This window comes from Polaribacter sp. R2A056_3_33, assembly GCF_019278485.1.
GTDB lineage: Bacteria > Bacteroidota > Bacteroidia > Flavobacteriales > Flavobacteriaceae > Polaribacter.
In genome coordinates this window covers 1,132,037-1,146,019 of the sequence record NZ_CP058984.1, presented here as the reverse complement: position 1 = coordinate 1,146,019, position 13,983 = coordinate 1,132,037, and the positions used below count along the sequence as shown (strand labels likewise).

Genomic DNA, 13,983 nt, shown 5'->3' with positions numbered 1-13,983 from the left:
TGTTTAAAATCAACTGTTTTATCCGAGTTTTTTAGTGATTATTAAAAAATGAAAGCTACCCAAAATAAAATAATTGTGGCTCCTTTAAATTGGGGCTTAGGTCATGCAACCCGTTGTGTGCCAATTATAAATGCGTTGTTAGAAAACAATTTTACACCAATAATTGCATCAGACGGAAATGCTTTAACCTTTTTAAGAAAAGAATTTCCTAGTTTAGAATATATAGAAATCCCAGCTTATAACATTTCTTACCATAGAAATTTAAAGTTGGGATTACTTTTGCAAATACCTCAGGTTTTAAAAGCAGTTAGAGAAGAGCATAAAATTATCAATGATTTTATACTTAAAAACACAGACGTTGTTGGTGTAATATCAGATAACAGATTTGGAGTAAGAAGTTCATTAGTTCCTTCTGTTTATATTACCCATCAAATAAATGTTTTATCTGGCAGCACTACTTTTTTTACTTCCTATTTTCATCAAAAAATAATCAAAAAGTTTAATGAGTGTTGGATTCCTGATAATAACGGCTCTCAGTTTTCAGGAAAATTATCATCAACCAAAAATAATATCAACTTAAAATTTATTGGAGTATTAAGTCGTTTTAAAAAGCAAGCATCAGCTCAAAATATTGATATTTTAATCATTTTTTCTGGTCCAGAACCCAATAAAACCCTTTTAGAAAATAAATTGATATCAGCCTTTAAAAATGACTCTAGAAATATTGTTTTTGTTTTGGGTAAAGTAGAAGCAACTCAAAAAAAATGGACTTTAAAAAATAGTACGTTTTACAATTATTTATTATCAGAAGAACTTCAAAAATTAATCAATTCGAGTAAAATTGTTATTTGCAGATCTGGTTATTCCTCTATAATGGATTTGGCTGTTTTAGATAAAAAAGTGTTTTTTATTCCTACAGAAAATCAACCAGAACAAGAGTATTTAGCTTCATTTTTAGAAAGAAAAAAGTTAGCTCCTTTTTCAAATATGAAAGATTTTGTAAAAGAAGATATTTCTAAAATAGAAAATTATAAAGGTTTAAAAACTACTGAAACAATCTTAGACTCAGGTTTATTTAGGCTTTTCGAGCGTAAAAGAAAACTCTGATCCTTCACCATAAGTACTTTTTAATAAAATGGTTTCGTTGTGTGCTTCTATAATGTGTTTTACAATAGACAAACCTAAACCAGAACCGCCTTGTTCTCTAGATCTACTTTGGTCTACTCGGTAGAACCTTTCAAAAAGTCTAGAAAGATGTTGTGGTTTAATTCCTTCTCCATTATCTATTGTTTTAACAATAAACTTAGCTTCATTATAACTTTCTATAGCAACTATAGTAGTTCCGTTTGGTTTACCGTATTTAATAGAGTTTACAATTAAGTTGATTAAAACTTGTTCAATTTTTTCTGCATCTCCTTTTACAAATACAGGAAATTCATGAATTCTGTCAAATTTTAAGGTAATGTTTCTTTTTTTTGCTCTCATTTCAAACATATCAAAAACATTTTGCACCAATTCTAAAATGTTAAAGACATCCTTATTTAATTTCATACCGTCATTCTCTAATTTAGCAATCATATCTAAATCTTTAATAACGGCAACCAACCTTTCTACTCCTTTATTAGCTCTCTCAAGATATTTTGTTCTAATTTCTTTGTCGTTTACGGCTCCTTCAATTAAGGTTAAAATATAGCCTTGTACTGTAAATAAAGGTGTTTTAAGTTCGTGAGCAACGTTTCCTAAAAAATCCCTTCTAAAAGAATCCCTCTCAGTTAAACTTTTTATTTCTAGTCTTTTACCTTCTACGAATCTTTGCATTCTTTTAGAAAGTTTATCAATATCTGTAGTTACGGAATCTCTTCGTAAATCGTTTACGTCTAAGATAGAAACATCTTCGTATATTTTTTTAAGGCGTCTGTATATAAAGTGCTCCGTTCTATACTGAATGATAAAAAAGGAAATTACATAAAGAACTGCAATAGAAAAAAGGACCGAACCAATACCAATATGCTTAGAAAAAAAACAATAGGATAATGCTGCGATTACAACTGTAAGCAGTGTTAAATATAAGGCAGACCAAAGTGCGTAAGAATATGTTTTTTTAATTTTCATGAGGGCAATTTTAATGCTCTGCGCCTTCTAAAACAAACTTATAGCCAACTCCTTTTACGGTTTTAAAGTGGTCATCACCAATTTTTTCACGTAGTTTTCTAATGTGTACGTCAATAGTTCTACCGCCTACAACAACTTCGTTTCCCCAAACAGTATCTAAAATAACTTCTCTTTTAAAAACTTTACCGGGTTTAGAGGTTAACAAAGAAAATAATTCGAATTCTTTTCTAGGAAGAGATATTCTTTTACCAGCTTTATAAACTACATATTCATCTCTATCAATAACAATGTCTCCTATTTTAAAAGTTTCTTCGCTATCTTTTTTGGTTTTTAGTCTTCGTAATAGAGATTTTACTTTACTTATTAAAACTTTAGGTTTAATAGGTTTTGTAATATAATCATCTGCACCGGCTTCAAAACCAGCTAATTGAGAGTAGTCTTCGCCTCTTGCTGTTAAAAATGCAATAACAACGTTTTCTAATGATTTTACTTTTCTAATTTTTTCGCAAGCTTCTATTCCGTCCATTTCTGGCATCATAATATCTAATAAAATTAGATGTGGAATATTCTTTTTAGCAGCTTTAACAGCTTCTATTCCATTTGTTGCAGTAAATATCTGATAGCCTTCATTTTTTAAATTATAGCCAACAATTTCTATAATATCTGGCTCATCATCAACCAATAAAATTTTAATCTCACTTTTGTTCATAAATAGATTTAAACTATGCAACACCAAAAATAGTAATAATAATAATATTAAGGCCGCTCCTTAACAATCATTTAATCTCAATGCAATCTATTAACGTTAATATAACGTTGATTTTATTATTAATAAAAATTCAATATTTCGTCTTTTTTATTGAATTAACGATAACTTAATTAAGTTTATGGTTGTTTTATCTTAATTATTCATATTTTTATGGATATAAATCTAAAATAATTAACACATGAAAAAAAATTACATTTTTACTTTATTATTTACATTTTACCTGACAGGAGTTTCTTTTGGTCAAGTCATTTTATCTGAAAGTTTTTCTTATTCTAATGGAAGTTTAACTTCTACTGCAAGTTGGGAAAACGTTAGTGGTACAGAAGGAGATTTATTAGTTTCTTCTGGACAAGCTGTTGTGGAGCATGGTACTCCTAGCGAAGATGCTAATATTGCATTTACTGCAGTTTCTGGGGATATTTACGTAGGTTTCGATTTTTCTGTAGATGATTTAGGCGATGTTTACAGTGGTTCTGATAATGAATACTTTGCCCATATTGATTTTAAAGCTAGAATTGATATTGTACCTGCTACTAATGGAGGTGATTATTCAGTAGGAATTGCTTCAACATCAAGTACAGCAGAGGCTATTTGGGCTACGGATTTAATATTTGACCAAAAATATAGAGCTATCGTAAAGTTTGATCAGGAAAAAGGAATTGCACAACTTTGGATAAACCCAACGGTATCTACAGATACTTCTATTTCTGGCTCAGAAATTGGCTCAAATACTCTTGATAGTTTTGATTTTAGACAATCTGACTCATCAGAAAACGAAACTGTTCGTGTTGATGATCTAATGATCGGTCAAACCTTTGAAGATGTGTTGGTTTTTGAAGAAGCTACTGCTTCTTTATCTAAAAATTCAATAGAAGGTTTTACAACGTATCCAAACCCTATTACAGATAAAAGTTTCACAATTTCTAGTAATAGCTCAGATACTAAAGAAGTATCTCTTTTTAGCGTAATTGGTAAAAGAGTATTTTCAACTTCTTTTTCTGGTTTAAAGAAAAATTTAGATGTTTCTGCAATTAATTCTGGAGTCTACATTTTAAAAGTTACAGAAGCTGGTAAAACTGCCACAAAAAAATTAGTGATTAGATAACTTCTAAACGCGTTTTTATTTTATTAAGCTTCGAATTTATTTCGGAGCTTTTTTATTTTCACTATCTTTAGTAATGAAAAAGAAAAACGTATTGCTATGAATTTACCTATCAACTTAAACGATGTCCTTTTTTTGGATATTGAAACGGTTCCTGAATATGAAAATTGGGGACAACTAGCTGAAGAAACACAAGAACTTTACAATAAGAAAACCCAATATCAACGTAAGGTAGAAGTTTCTGCAGAAATATTTTACGAAAGAGCTGGTATTTGGGCAGAATTTGGTAAAATTGTTTGTATTTCTGTAGGTTACTTGGCTGATGTTGAAAAGAAAAAACAATTGCGCTTAACATCTTTTTATGGTGATGATGAACATCAACTTTTAACGGAGTTTAAAGCATTGTTAAATCTACATTTTAATAAGAAAACGAATGTTTTATGTGCTCATAATGGTAAGGAGTTTGATTTCCCTTTTATCGCTAGAAGAATGATTGTACATCAAATAGAATTGCCAAGTAAATTAAACTTGTTCGGGAAAAAACCATGGGAAGTTCCGCATTTAGATACTTTAGAACTATGGAAGTTTGGAGACTATAAACATTATACTTCTTTAAAATTATTAACGTCTATTTTAGGAATACCATCTCCAAAAGATGATATTGATGGGAGTGAAGTGGCAAAAGTGTATTACCAAGAAAAAGATATACAAAGAATTGTAACGTATTGTGAAAAAGACACCGTTGCAGTTGCCCAAATTTTATTACGCTTTAATAACCAAGAATTGTTAAGAGCAGAAGATATTGTAAGTGTTTAGTTATTTTACATATACATATCCACAGGGAAACTCTGAGGGCCAAAAATGAAATTCCCATAGAAAATTTGTTTATTTTCTATGGGAGTTTTTAAGTTTTTATTGGTGAAACTCTAATAAAATAACTTTTCAAAACTATTTTTTTTTTAAACTCAGCGAATCTCTGTACAAGAACTTTTAGTCTTCTAATTTCATAGAAAGCTCTAACCAGCGCTCTTCTTTTTGTTCTAAATTTGTGATTGTTTCTTGTAGTTCTTCAGATTTTTTAGCAATATCGTCAGCAGCAATTTCAACATTTAAGAACTCTTTTTCTATAGTTGCTTTTCTTCTTTGAAGTCTTTCAATATCTCCTTCCAAAGCACCAAACTCTCTTTTTTCATCAAAAGTTAAGGTGTTTTTATTTGATTTTTTTTCAGTCTTTTTCTCTTCTTTTGCTTCTATAGGTTTTGCAGTAGCTTCTGTTAATGCAGAACCATCATCATATGCTCTAAAATCTGAGTAATTTCCTGGGAAATTTTCAACAACACCTTCGCCTCTAAAAACAAATAATGCATCTACAATTTTATCCATAAAATAACGGTCGTGAGAAACCACTAAGAGGTTTCCAGGAAAGTCTAATAAGAAACTTTCTAATACATTTAATGTTACAACATCTAAATCGTTTGTAGGCTCATCTAAAATTAAGAAATTCGGATTCTGAATTAAAACAGCACATAAGTACAAACGTTTTTGCTCTCCTCCAGATAGTTTTTCAACAAAATCATATTGTTTCTTTTTATCAAACAAAAAACGTTCTAATAATTGTGATGCAGAAATTTTTCTTCCTTTAGATAAAGGGATAAATTCACCGAATTCTTTAACAACCTCAATTACTTTTTGTCCTTCTTTTATTTCAATTCCTGCTTGCGTATAATAACCATATTTTACAGTTTCACCCAAAATAACTTTACCTGAATCCACGGGAGCAGTTTCTGTAATAATATTTAAAAAAGAAGATTTTCCTGTTCCGTTTTTACCAATAATTCCTACACGTTCTCCACGTTTAAAAATATATTCGAAATTGTCTAGAATCTTTTTTTCTCCAAAAGACTTAGAAACTTTATGAAGTTCAAGAATTTTACTTCCTAAACGTTCCATGTTAATTTCTAATTGAACTTGATGATCTTTTCTACGCTGATGTGCTTTTTCTTTAATTTGATAAAAGTCATCCGTTCTAGATTTAGATTTTGTAGTTCTTGCTTTTGGTTGCTTTCGCATCCATTCTAATTCTTTTTTAAATAAACTTTTAGCTTTTCCTAAATTGGTAGCTTCTAGTGCTAAGCGTTCTTCTTTATTTTGTAAATAGTAAGAGTAATTCCCTTTGTATTTATATATTTTACCTTCATCTAACTCTAAGATTTCGTTACAAACACGTTCTAAGAAATAACGGTCGTGCGTAACCATAAATAAGGTAATTTTTTCTTTGGCAAAGAAAGCTTCTAGCCATTCAATCATTTCTAAATCTAAATGATTTGTAGGCTCATCTAGAATTAATAAATCGGGTTTATTAATTAAAACAATAGCTAAAGATAGTCGTTTTCTTTGTCCTCCAGAAAGTGCACCTACTTTTAAAGTTAAATCGTCTAATTTTAATTTCGATAAAATTTGTCTGTATTGCGTTTCAAAATCCCAAGCATTGTAATGTTCCATTTGCTCAAAAGCAGCTTGATACGCATCGGTATCATCTAAGTTTAATAACGCTTTTTCATATTGATTAACAATAGAAAGAATTTTATTATCCGTTGCAAAAATAGTTTCTTCTATGGTTAGCTTTGGATCGATATCGTCTTTTTGAGCTAAATAAGCAATGGTAATTCCTTTTCTGCTAACTACTTGGCCAGAATCTGGAACATCTAAGCCAGCAATAATATTTAGGATGGATGTTTTACCACTTCCATTTTTAGCAACAAAAGCCACTTTTTGGTCTTTACTAATTCCAAAAGAGATGTCTTCAAATAAAACGCGTTCTCCGTAAGACTTAGAGATATTTTCAACAGATAAATAATTCACAGAAATAAATTTATTTTTTGCAAAGAAACAAAAACCCAAGCGTTAAGTAGGTTTTTTGATGTCATTTAATTTGTTTGAGCAAATTCTAAGCTATATTTATGTTAAATTTTACGGTTTTTATGTTAATTAAAGAGATTTAGGTAATTATATTTCATCAAAATCTAATTTTAGAATATTTTAATTAGTGCTATATTGCGTCCATATTTATTGATAAAAAAAAGATATGAAAATAATAGTGCCAATGGCCGGAATTGGGTCTCGTTTAAGACCTCATACATTAACAGTTCCTAAGCCTTTAACCGTAATTGCAGGAAAACCAATTGTACAACGTTTAGTAGAAGATATTGCTTCTGTTATTGATGAAAAAATTGATGAAATTGCCTTTGTTATCGGTACAACAGCAAAAGGATTTCCTACAGACACAGAAGCTCAATTATTAAAAATTGCTGCAGAATTAGGTGCAAAAGGATCTGTGTATGTGCAAGAAGAAGCTTTAGGAACTGCACATGCAATTTATATGGCAAAAGAATCTTTAACTGGACCTTGTGTTGTTGCCTATGCAGATACTTTATTTAAAGCAGATTTTACTTTAGATGTAAATGCTGATGGTGCAATTTGGGTAAGTAAAGTAGCAAACCCAAGTGCTTTTGGTGTTGTAAAATTACAAGATGGTATTATTACAGATTTTATAGAAAAGCCAAAAGATTTTGTTTCAGATTTAGCAATTATTGGAATTTATTATTTTAAAAGTGGTGATAAATTATTAGAAGAAATTCAATATTTAATCGACAACGATTTAAAAGAAAATGGAGAGTATCAACTTACAAATGTTTTAGAATCTTTAAAGCAACAAGGGGCAAAATTTATTCCTGGAACGGTAGATGCTTGGATGGATTGTGGTAAAAAAGATCCAACAGTAGATACCAATAAACAAGTTTTAGGTTTTGAACATGAAGCTGGTAATAATTTAGTTGCTAAAGATGTAGTTTTAGAAAACTCAGAAATTATACAGCCTTGTTTTATTGGTGAGAATGTGGTGCTTAAAAATGCAAAAATAGGACCTTATGTTTCTATTGGAGCAAATAGTATAGTGGAGAATTCTACGATTGTAAACTCGCTAATTCAATCTAATGTAGCGATTTCTAATGCCGATTTAGACAACGCAATGATTGGTAACCATGCAAAATACAATGGTAAATATACTTCTGTAAGTATTGGTGATTATACAGAATTGACATAAATGATATTTATAGGAAAGAACAAAGAGTTTAGAGAAAAGAATATTGTAGGTTTTTATACCTATGCTCTTTTTTCTTTCTTCTTTGTTCTCTTTTCTTTCAACTCTTTCTCACAAGACAGTATACCAATTGCTAAGGATTTAACAGAAGAAAAAGAGTTAGACTTTCAGCAATTTTTTTTTAAGGCTTTGTCCGAAAAATCAATTGGTAATTATCAAAAAGCGATTGAAAATTTAGAAAATAGTAACCAGGTTTTAACAGGTAATACGGCTGTTTATTTTGAGTTTTCTAAAAATTATTTATTGCTTAATAAAACATTATTAGCAAAAGAGTACATAAAAAGAGCGCTTAATAATGAGCCCAATAATATTTGGATGTTACAGCATCTTGTTAAAACCCATATAAAAGATAAAAATTTTTCTGATGCAATTGAAGTTCAGGAAAAATTGGTAACTCTTAATTTAAGCGAGCAAGAGTTACTGGTAAAGTTGTATTTAAATAATAAAGAAGAAGACAAAGCGGTTTCTTTAATGAATACAATGGAGCAGAATAACGGACTTTCTACCTCTTTTAAAAGGTTGAAAGAAGGCTTAGCTAAAAGGAGTAATAATTCGGTGGTTGAAGAAAAAATAACTGACGGAGGCTCTATTGAAGAGCAATTTAAAGCGAATAAATCATATGCTGTTTTATATCAAATTTTAGTAGCGGCTAAAGAGAATCCTGAAGTGCTTTTAAAATATTCTGATGAAGGCATTTTGCTGTTTCCTGCGCAGCCTTTTGTATATTTAATGAAAGGAAAGGCTTTAAATTATCAGAAAAAGTTTAAAAATGCGTTAATAAGTTTACAGAATGGTATCGATTTTGTAATTGAGGATACTATGGAAGCAGATTTTTATAAAGAAATGGCAGTTTCTTATAAAGGTTTAGGTAATTTTAAAGAGGAAAAAAACTTTATAGAGAAATCAAAAAAAATAAAAAATTAAGAATGAGATTTTTAAAATATTTTATAGTATTTACAATTGTATTTACTTCCTGTAAAGCAAAAAAAAGTATGATTGATGCAAATGTTATTGCTGAAGAGATGTCTGCTAAAAAAGTTGCAAGAAAACATGTTGCTGCTAATTTTGATAAAAAAACGGTAGATGCAAAACTGAAGGCAAACATTAATAATGGTAAGATTAATCAAAGTATTTCTGTTAGTTTAAAAATGGAAAAAGATAAGGTGATTTGGCTGAAAGGAACTAAGTTTATTACCCTTTTTAAAGCAAAGATTACACCAACTTCTGTAAGTTACTATTCGTCTTTAGAAAGAGAATATTTTGAAGGAGATTTTACAATGCTAAAAAAGTTGTTGGGTACAGATATTAATTTTAATCAACTTCAGAATTTGTTTTTAGGGCAGTCTTTAACCAATGTTAAAGATCAAAAGCAAAATGTAAGTATAGTAGATAACTCGTATGTTTTATCACCAGAAATTCAGGCAAGCTTATTCGATATCTTCTTTTCAGTAAATCCTTCGCATTTTAAATTAGACAAACAATCTATTGTTAATTCAGTAAAAAATCAACGTTTAGATGTCTTTTACCCATCTTATAACGTGGTTGATGATGCAATTTTTCCATCAGAAATTAATATTAAAGCCAAGCAACCTGGTAAATTTACAGATATAGATTTTACAGTAAGATCTGTAGAATTTAATACAGATATAGATACTTCTTTTTCAATCCCTAGAAGTTATAAGCAAATAAAATTATAGTGAAAAGTAGAAATTTTTACATACCCGTTTTAATTTTTTTTCTAAGTGTTTTTTCTGTTTTTGGACAAACAAGAAAACAGCTAGAAGAACAGCGAAAGAAACTTAATTATGAAATTAAGCAAGTAAACTCGTTGCTTTTTAAAGAAAAGAAAAAAGTAGATAATGCGTTAGAAGACCTAAACGATTTAAATAGAAAAATAAGTGTTAGGGCTAAATTGATTGCTATAATTAACGCAGAAGCAAGAATATTATCAAAAGAGATTCGTGCTAATGAAACTGAGTTAAAAAAATTAAAAAAGAAGTTAGCAGATTTAAAAGCAGACTATGCAGATATTATTTTAAAATCGTACAAAAGTAAATCTCAACAAAGTAGAATGATGTTTTTACTTTCTTCACAAAACTTTCACCAAGCTTATAAAAGGTTTGAGTATATGAAACAATATACTGCTTATAGAAAAAAGCAAGGAGAAGAAATTGTTATTCATGCAAATGAAGTACAATCTGTAAATGACTCTTTATTGGTTCAAAAATCCTTAAAAGATAAGTTAATTGCGTCTGAAAATGAACAAAAAAAGGAAATTGAAGAAGATAAAAGGAATCAAGAGAAGTTATTAGCTGCTATTAAGAAGAAAGAAAGTAGTTATAAAAAAGAGCTTCAAAGTAAGGTTAAAGAAGAGAAAAGAGTTACTGTACAAATTGATAGAAAAATCCGTGAAGAAATTGAGCGAGCAAATAGAATTGCAAGAGCGAAACTAAAGGATAAACCTAGTAATAGTAAACCAACTGTTGTTAAGAAAAATGAGTTTATTTTAAGTCCGGAAGCAAAGGCTTTAGCAGCAAAATTTGAATTAAATAAAGGTAAATTACCTTGGCCTGTAAGCGAAGGCATTGTGGTTAGAAGGTTTGGTACACAGCCGCATCCCTCATTTCCTGGAATTACCGTTAATGGTACCGGTTTACATATTGTAACTAAACAAGGTATAAAAGCGCAATCTATTTTTAATGGTAGAGTTTTAAATATTTTGGTGAGTGCAGAAGGAAGAAAAAATGTTTTAATACAACATGGTAATTATATTTCATCATACAACAACTTAGAAAAAGTAACTGTTAAAAAAGGAGATGTTATAATAACAGGACAAGCAATTGGTCAGGTTTTTACGGATAAGGTTTCTAAAAAAACAAAATTAGTTTTTGTATTGTTTAAAAATACAACACGTTTAAATCCTTCTTCTTGGATTCTAAGAAGATAATTACTTAAGATAGTATTTGCGTTAAAATAGAATTTGATACCACACATAAGAACGCTGGTATATAATTAAGTTTGTACAAGAATTTACAAATTTTTTATATTAATTAAAATTTTATTAAAATGGAAAACTTAAACAGAAAGACCGTTGCAATATTAGCAACTAATGGATTTGAAGAAAGTGAATTAAGAGAACCAAAGAAAGCTTTAGAGGAAGCAGGTGCAGAGGTGCACATTGTGTCTTTAGAATCGGGAGAAATAAAATCTTGGAATGAAGGTAATTGGGGAGAAACGTATAAAGTAGATAAAACTTTAAAAGAGGTATCTCAAGAAAATTACAATGCATTGATGTTGCCTGGTGGAGTTATAAACCCAGACTTATTACGAAATAATGAAGATGCAGTTCATTTTGTGAAATCCTTTTTTGAGCATCATAAACCTGTTGGAGCTATTTGCCATGGACCTTGGTTATTGGCGGAAGCAGACGTCTTAAAAGGAAGAAATATAACTTCATATAGCTCAATTAAAACAGATCTTATAAATGCTGGAGCAAATTGGGTTGATGAAGAAGTAGTTGTAGATAAAGGATTAGTTACTAGTAGGAATCCTGATGATTTACCTGCATTTAATGCTAAGTTAGTAGAAGAAGTATATGAAGGTAAACATAAAGGCCAAATGGCTTAATTTTATCTTATTGCTATTAGTAAAAAAGAAAGAAGCGCAAATTTAGATTTGCGCTTCTTTTTTTGTGATAACCTTTAACTATTTAATCTTAATAAGAACCTTTACTGGAAAGGTTAAATGATGACTATTCTGGTTGAGGAGAGTACTTAATGTTTTTCTGAAGAATAACTGCATTAGGAATGGTTATTAATTCTTTTTCTAATGTTCTTAAAGTGATAAAAAATGCACCAATATCTCTAATTTCACCTGTAATATTATTATCTTTTTCTAGAATAGTAATGGTGTCTCCAATTTTTACAGGATAATTTATAAATAAAATTAAGCCAGCAGTAATATTAGAAAGAATAGACCATTGTGCAAAAAAAGCAATACCTAAAATGGTTAAAAAGGAAGAAACGTAAACTAATAATTGTTTCTCGTCTACTCCCCAAACAAAAGATACAAATACAATTATAGTAATGTAAATAAGCACTGAAATTATTTTATTTGTTAAAATAATTCTAGCTTTTTGAAACCCAAATTTTACTTGAATTTTCCTTAAAGAATTGGTAATTACAAAGCGAATTAAAAAAGCAACAACTATAATTGCTATTGATGATATGATTTTATAATTGTAAAATTCCATAATTATAGTATTTAACTAAATACTGCTTTTAAGGCAGTCGCATCTCCAGGCTTTAGTTTTCCTGCTAAAACTAAACTTAACTCTTTACGTCTTAAAGCTCCTTCAAAGCGTGTTAGTTCTAAATCTGTTTCTGGTCTAATTTGAGGAATAGCAACAGGTTTTCCTGTTTCATCTACGGCAACAAACGTGTAAATACCTTCGTTTACTTTAGTTCTAGATCCAGATTGTCTGTCTTCTGTCCAAACATCTACATAGGTTTCCATAGAAGAGTTAAACGCTCTAGATACCTTAGCTTCTATTGTAACTACACTACCAACAGGTATTGCTTTACTAAAAGCAACATGGTTTACAGAGGCTGTAACTACAATTCTTCTGGAGTGTCTTCTAGCAGCAATGCTACAAGCTCTATCCATTCTAGCAAGTAATTCACCACCAAAAAGGTTGTCTAAATAATTGGTTTCCCCAGGTAAAACTAAGTCGGTAAGTATTGTTAAAGATTCTTTCGGCGTTTTTACTTCCATCAAAAAATGTTTTTTTGCAAAGATAGCAATCGCTTATTAAAAAATGAGGTTTAAAATTGTTAAAGAAAAGTAGAATTAATCTAACTTTTCAACAAGTAACCAAGCATCTTTAGATACTGTTTTCTGAATTCTATAAAGGTTGTTAGTAGCTTCATTTCGGCTAGCGTAACTGTTAAAAGTAACTTGAGTAAGTCCCCATTTGTTAACGCCAATTATCTTAGCATCAAATCCTTTTGCTTTTAATTCTTCTACTCTTTTTTCTGCATTTTCTGCAAATTGAAAAGCGCCGGCAACAATATGAAAAGGTTTCGCTACTTCTTTAACAACATTTAAGTTAATAGTTGGTAAAGGATTAGAAATAACAAAAGTAGCAGCTTGTATTTTTTTCTGAATTGCTTTTTCTTGATTCGCTAAGTTTTCTTTTTGTAGATTATTTTCATAACCATTATAGCCAGCATAACCTAGAGTTAGTAAAATAGCAGCAGTTGCAGCATATTTTATAAATGCAGGTATTCCTCTTTTGCGCTCTTCTTTTACAGGAAGAGGATTCAAAGGTTTTACTTGTTCTTTAAATCTAGAAATAGCAGAAGATGTTACGGAGTCTAAACCAAAAGATTCTGTTAAATAATTAACAGCGGCATTAGGTTCAAAAATAATTTGTTTTTCTTCATTTAAAGACAAAACACCTAAACTATCAATTTGTACAGTGTTAGACTGTAGTTCATTTTGCCACTTAATAACAGATAATGAAATAGCAGTAGAAGCTTTTTCGAAAGAAATGTTTTCTGCAGAAGCAATATAATTAGCTAATAAACCATCATTGTGTTTTAACAAACTATTAAAAGTAACCTGTTTAGTAGGTGGTGTAAAAGTATGTGTAAAATTATTGGCTTTTGCACCAATTTTATTGGTTACAAATCCTCCAAAGTCAGGTACAATTACGCAGTCGTATCTGTACAGTAAATCGTTTATGTAAGTTGCTAATTTCATTAGAACAAATATAGAAATTAAGGCGTTTTGAAAAACAATTTCTTAACAATTTTATCAACAAATATTTTATATATTGGT

Annotated in this window: 14 protein-coding genes; 8 read left to right on the top strand and 6 right to left on the bottom strand. The window is 29.8% G+C overall.

All coding sequences use genetic code 11. The features are described 5' to 3' along the window. Positions 1–48 precede the first annotated feature (48 nt). The gene (locus H0I29_RS04855; protein WP_218754606.1) at positions 49–1,107 is read left to right on the top strand and encodes a glycosyltransferase; all 1,059 of its coding nucleotides are present in this window, start codon (positions 49–51) and stop codon (positions 1,105–1,107) included. Here H0I29_RS04855 and H0I29_RS04850 read toward each other — a convergent pair. Continuing rightward, positions 1,072–2,112 carry a cell wall metabolism sensor histidine kinase WalK gene (locus tag H0I29_RS04850; RefSeq protein ID WP_218731736.1) on the bottom strand — a complete coding sequence of 347 codons (1,041 nt, stop codon included), beginning with the start codon at positions 2,110–2,112 and terminating at the stop codon, positions 1,072–1,074. The two genes, H0I29_RS04855 and H0I29_RS04850, sit on opposite strands and share 36 nt — an antisense overlap. Before the next feature lie 10 nt (positions 2,113–2,122). Next, the gene (locus H0I29_RS04845) at positions 2,123–2,821 is read right to left on the bottom strand and encodes a response regulator transcription factor (RefSeq protein ID WP_218731735.1); all 699 of its coding nucleotides are present in this window, start codon (positions 2,819–2,821) and stop codon (positions 2,123–2,125) included. A gap of 238 nt (positions 2,822–3,059) precedes the next feature. Here H0I29_RS04845 and H0I29_RS04840 point away from each other — a divergent pair, with 238 nt between their 5' ends. Next, positions 3,060–3,986 carry a T9SS type A sorting domain-containing protein gene (locus H0I29_RS04840; RefSeq protein WP_218754605.1) on the top strand — a complete coding sequence of 309 codons (927 nt, stop codon included), beginning with the start codon at positions 3,060–3,062 and terminating at the stop codon, positions 3,984–3,986. 96 nt (positions 3,987–4,082) lie between these two features. Further along, positions 4,083–4,799 carry a 3'-5' exonuclease gene (locus H0I29_RS04835; protein ID WP_218754604.1) on the top strand — a complete coding sequence of 239 codons (717 nt, stop codon included), beginning with the start codon at positions 4,083–4,085 and terminating at the stop codon, positions 4,797–4,799. A 174-nt stretch (positions 4,800–4,973) separates the two neighbouring features. On the opposite strand, the gene H0I29_RS04830 is transcribed toward H0I29_RS04835, so the two are convergent. Beyond that, positions 4,974–6,845 (bottom strand): ABC-F family ATP-binding cassette domain-containing protein, encoded by a 1,872-nt coding sequence (locus tag H0I29_RS04830; protein ID WP_218731732.1) that lies wholly within the window; start codon positions 6,843–6,845, stop codon positions 4,974–4,976. 223 nt (positions 6,846–7,068) lie between these two features. Here H0I29_RS04830 and H0I29_RS04825 point away from each other — a divergent pair, with 223 nt between their 5' ends. The 5 genes from H0I29_RS04825 (at position 7,069) to H0I29_RS04805 (ending at position 11,769) form a co-directional block, all read left to right on the top strand. Continuing rightward, positions 7,069–8,085 (top strand): sugar phosphate nucleotidyltransferase, encoded by a 1,017-nt coding sequence (locus tag H0I29_RS04825; RefSeq protein WP_218731731.1) that lies wholly within the window; start codon positions 7,069–7,071, stop codon positions 8,083–8,085. Next, positions 8,086–9,066 carry a lipopolysaccharide assembly protein LapB gene (locus H0I29_RS04820; RefSeq protein WP_218754603.1) on the top strand — a complete coding sequence of 327 codons (981 nt, stop codon included), beginning with the start codon at positions 8,086–8,088 and terminating at the stop codon, positions 9,064–9,066. A gap of 2 nt (positions 9,067–9,068) precedes the next feature. Next, positions 9,069–9,839, top strand: coding sequence for a DUF4292 domain-containing protein (locus H0I29_RS04815; protein ID WP_218754602.1), 771 nt, complete (start codon positions 9,069–9,071; stop codon positions 9,837–9,839). Continuing rightward, complete coding sequence (locus H0I29_RS04810) at positions 9,839–11,089, top strand: murein hydrolase activator EnvC (RefSeq protein ID WP_218754601.1); 1,251 nt, start codon at positions 9,839–9,841, stop codon at positions 11,087–11,089. Before H0I29_RS04815 ends, H0I29_RS04810 begins: the two co-directional genes overlap by 1 nt. Positions 11,090–11,208: 119 nt before the next feature. Further along, positions 11,209–11,769 (top strand): type 1 glutamine amidotransferase domain-containing protein, encoded by a 561-nt coding sequence (locus H0I29_RS04805; protein WP_218731727.1) that lies wholly within the window; start codon positions 11,209–11,211, stop codon positions 11,767–11,769. Between the two features lie 124 nt (positions 11,770–11,893). Here the strand turns inward: H0I29_RS04805 and H0I29_RS04800 are convergent, their stop codons facing one another. From H0I29_RS04800 to H0I29_RS04790, 3 genes are all read right to left on the bottom strand, one after another. Further along, on the bottom strand, positions 11,894–12,394 hold the full coding sequence (locus H0I29_RS04800; protein WP_165731756.1) for a mechanosensitive ion channel domain-containing protein: 501 nt from the start codon (positions 12,392–12,394) through the stop codon (positions 11,894–11,896). A gap of 11 nt (positions 12,395–12,405) precedes the next feature. Next, complete coding sequence (locus tag H0I29_RS04795) at positions 12,406–12,915, bottom strand: acyl-CoA thioesterase (protein ID WP_068447114.1); 510 nt, start codon at positions 12,913–12,915, stop codon at positions 12,406–12,408. Between the two features lie 75 nt (positions 12,916–12,990). Further along, positions 12,991–13,905 carry an SPOR domain-containing protein gene (locus tag H0I29_RS04790; RefSeq protein ID WP_218731726.1) on the bottom strand — a complete coding sequence of 305 codons (915 nt, stop codon included), beginning with the start codon at positions 13,903–13,905 and terminating at the stop codon, positions 12,991–12,993. Between the last annotated feature and the right edge of the window lie 78 nt (positions 13,906–13,983).

Coding starts and splice junctions, on each gene's coding strand:
- H0I29_RS04855 (WP_218754606.1), top strand. CDS start 49: ATGAAAGCTACCCAAAATAAAATAATTGTGGCTCCTTTAAATTGGGGC.
- H0I29_RS04850 (WP_218731736.1), bottom strand. CDS start 2,112: ATGAAAATTAAAAAAACATATTCTTACGCACTTTGGTCTGCCTTATAT.
- H0I29_RS04845 (WP_218731735.1), bottom strand. CDS start 2,821: ATGAACAAAAGTGAGATTAAAATTTTATTGGTTGATGATGAGCCAGAT.
- H0I29_RS04840 (WP_218754605.1), top strand. CDS start 3,060: ATGAAAAAAAATTACATTTTTACTTTATTATTTACATTTTACCTGACA.
- H0I29_RS04835 (WP_218754604.1), top strand. CDS start 4,083: ATGAATTTACCTATCAACTTAAACGATGTCCTTTTTTTGGATATTGAA.
- H0I29_RS04825 (WP_218731731.1), top strand. CDS start 7,069: ATGAAAATAATAGTGCCAATGGCCGGAATTGGGTCTCGTTTAAGACCT.
- H0I29_RS04820 (WP_218754603.1), top strand. CDS start 8,086: ATGATATTTATAGGAAAGAACAAAGAGTTTAGAGAAAAGAATATTGTA.
- H0I29_RS04815 (WP_218754602.1), top strand. CDS start 9,069: ATGAGATTTTTAAAATATTTTATAGTATTTACAATTGTATTTACTTCC.
- H0I29_RS04805 (WP_218731727.1), top strand. CDS start 11,209: ATGGAAAACTTAAACAGAAAGACCGTTGCAATATTAGCAACTAATGGA.
- H0I29_RS04800 (WP_165731756.1), bottom strand. CDS start 12,394: ATGGAATTTTACAATTATAAAATCATATCATCAATAGCAATTATAGTT.
- H0I29_RS04795 (WP_068447114.1), bottom strand. CDS start 12,915: ATGGAAGTAAAAACGCCGAAAGAATCTTTAACAATACTTACCGACTTA.
- H0I29_RS04790 (WP_218731726.1), bottom strand. CDS start 13,905: ATGAAATTAGCAACTTACATAAACGATTTACTGTACAGATACGACTGC.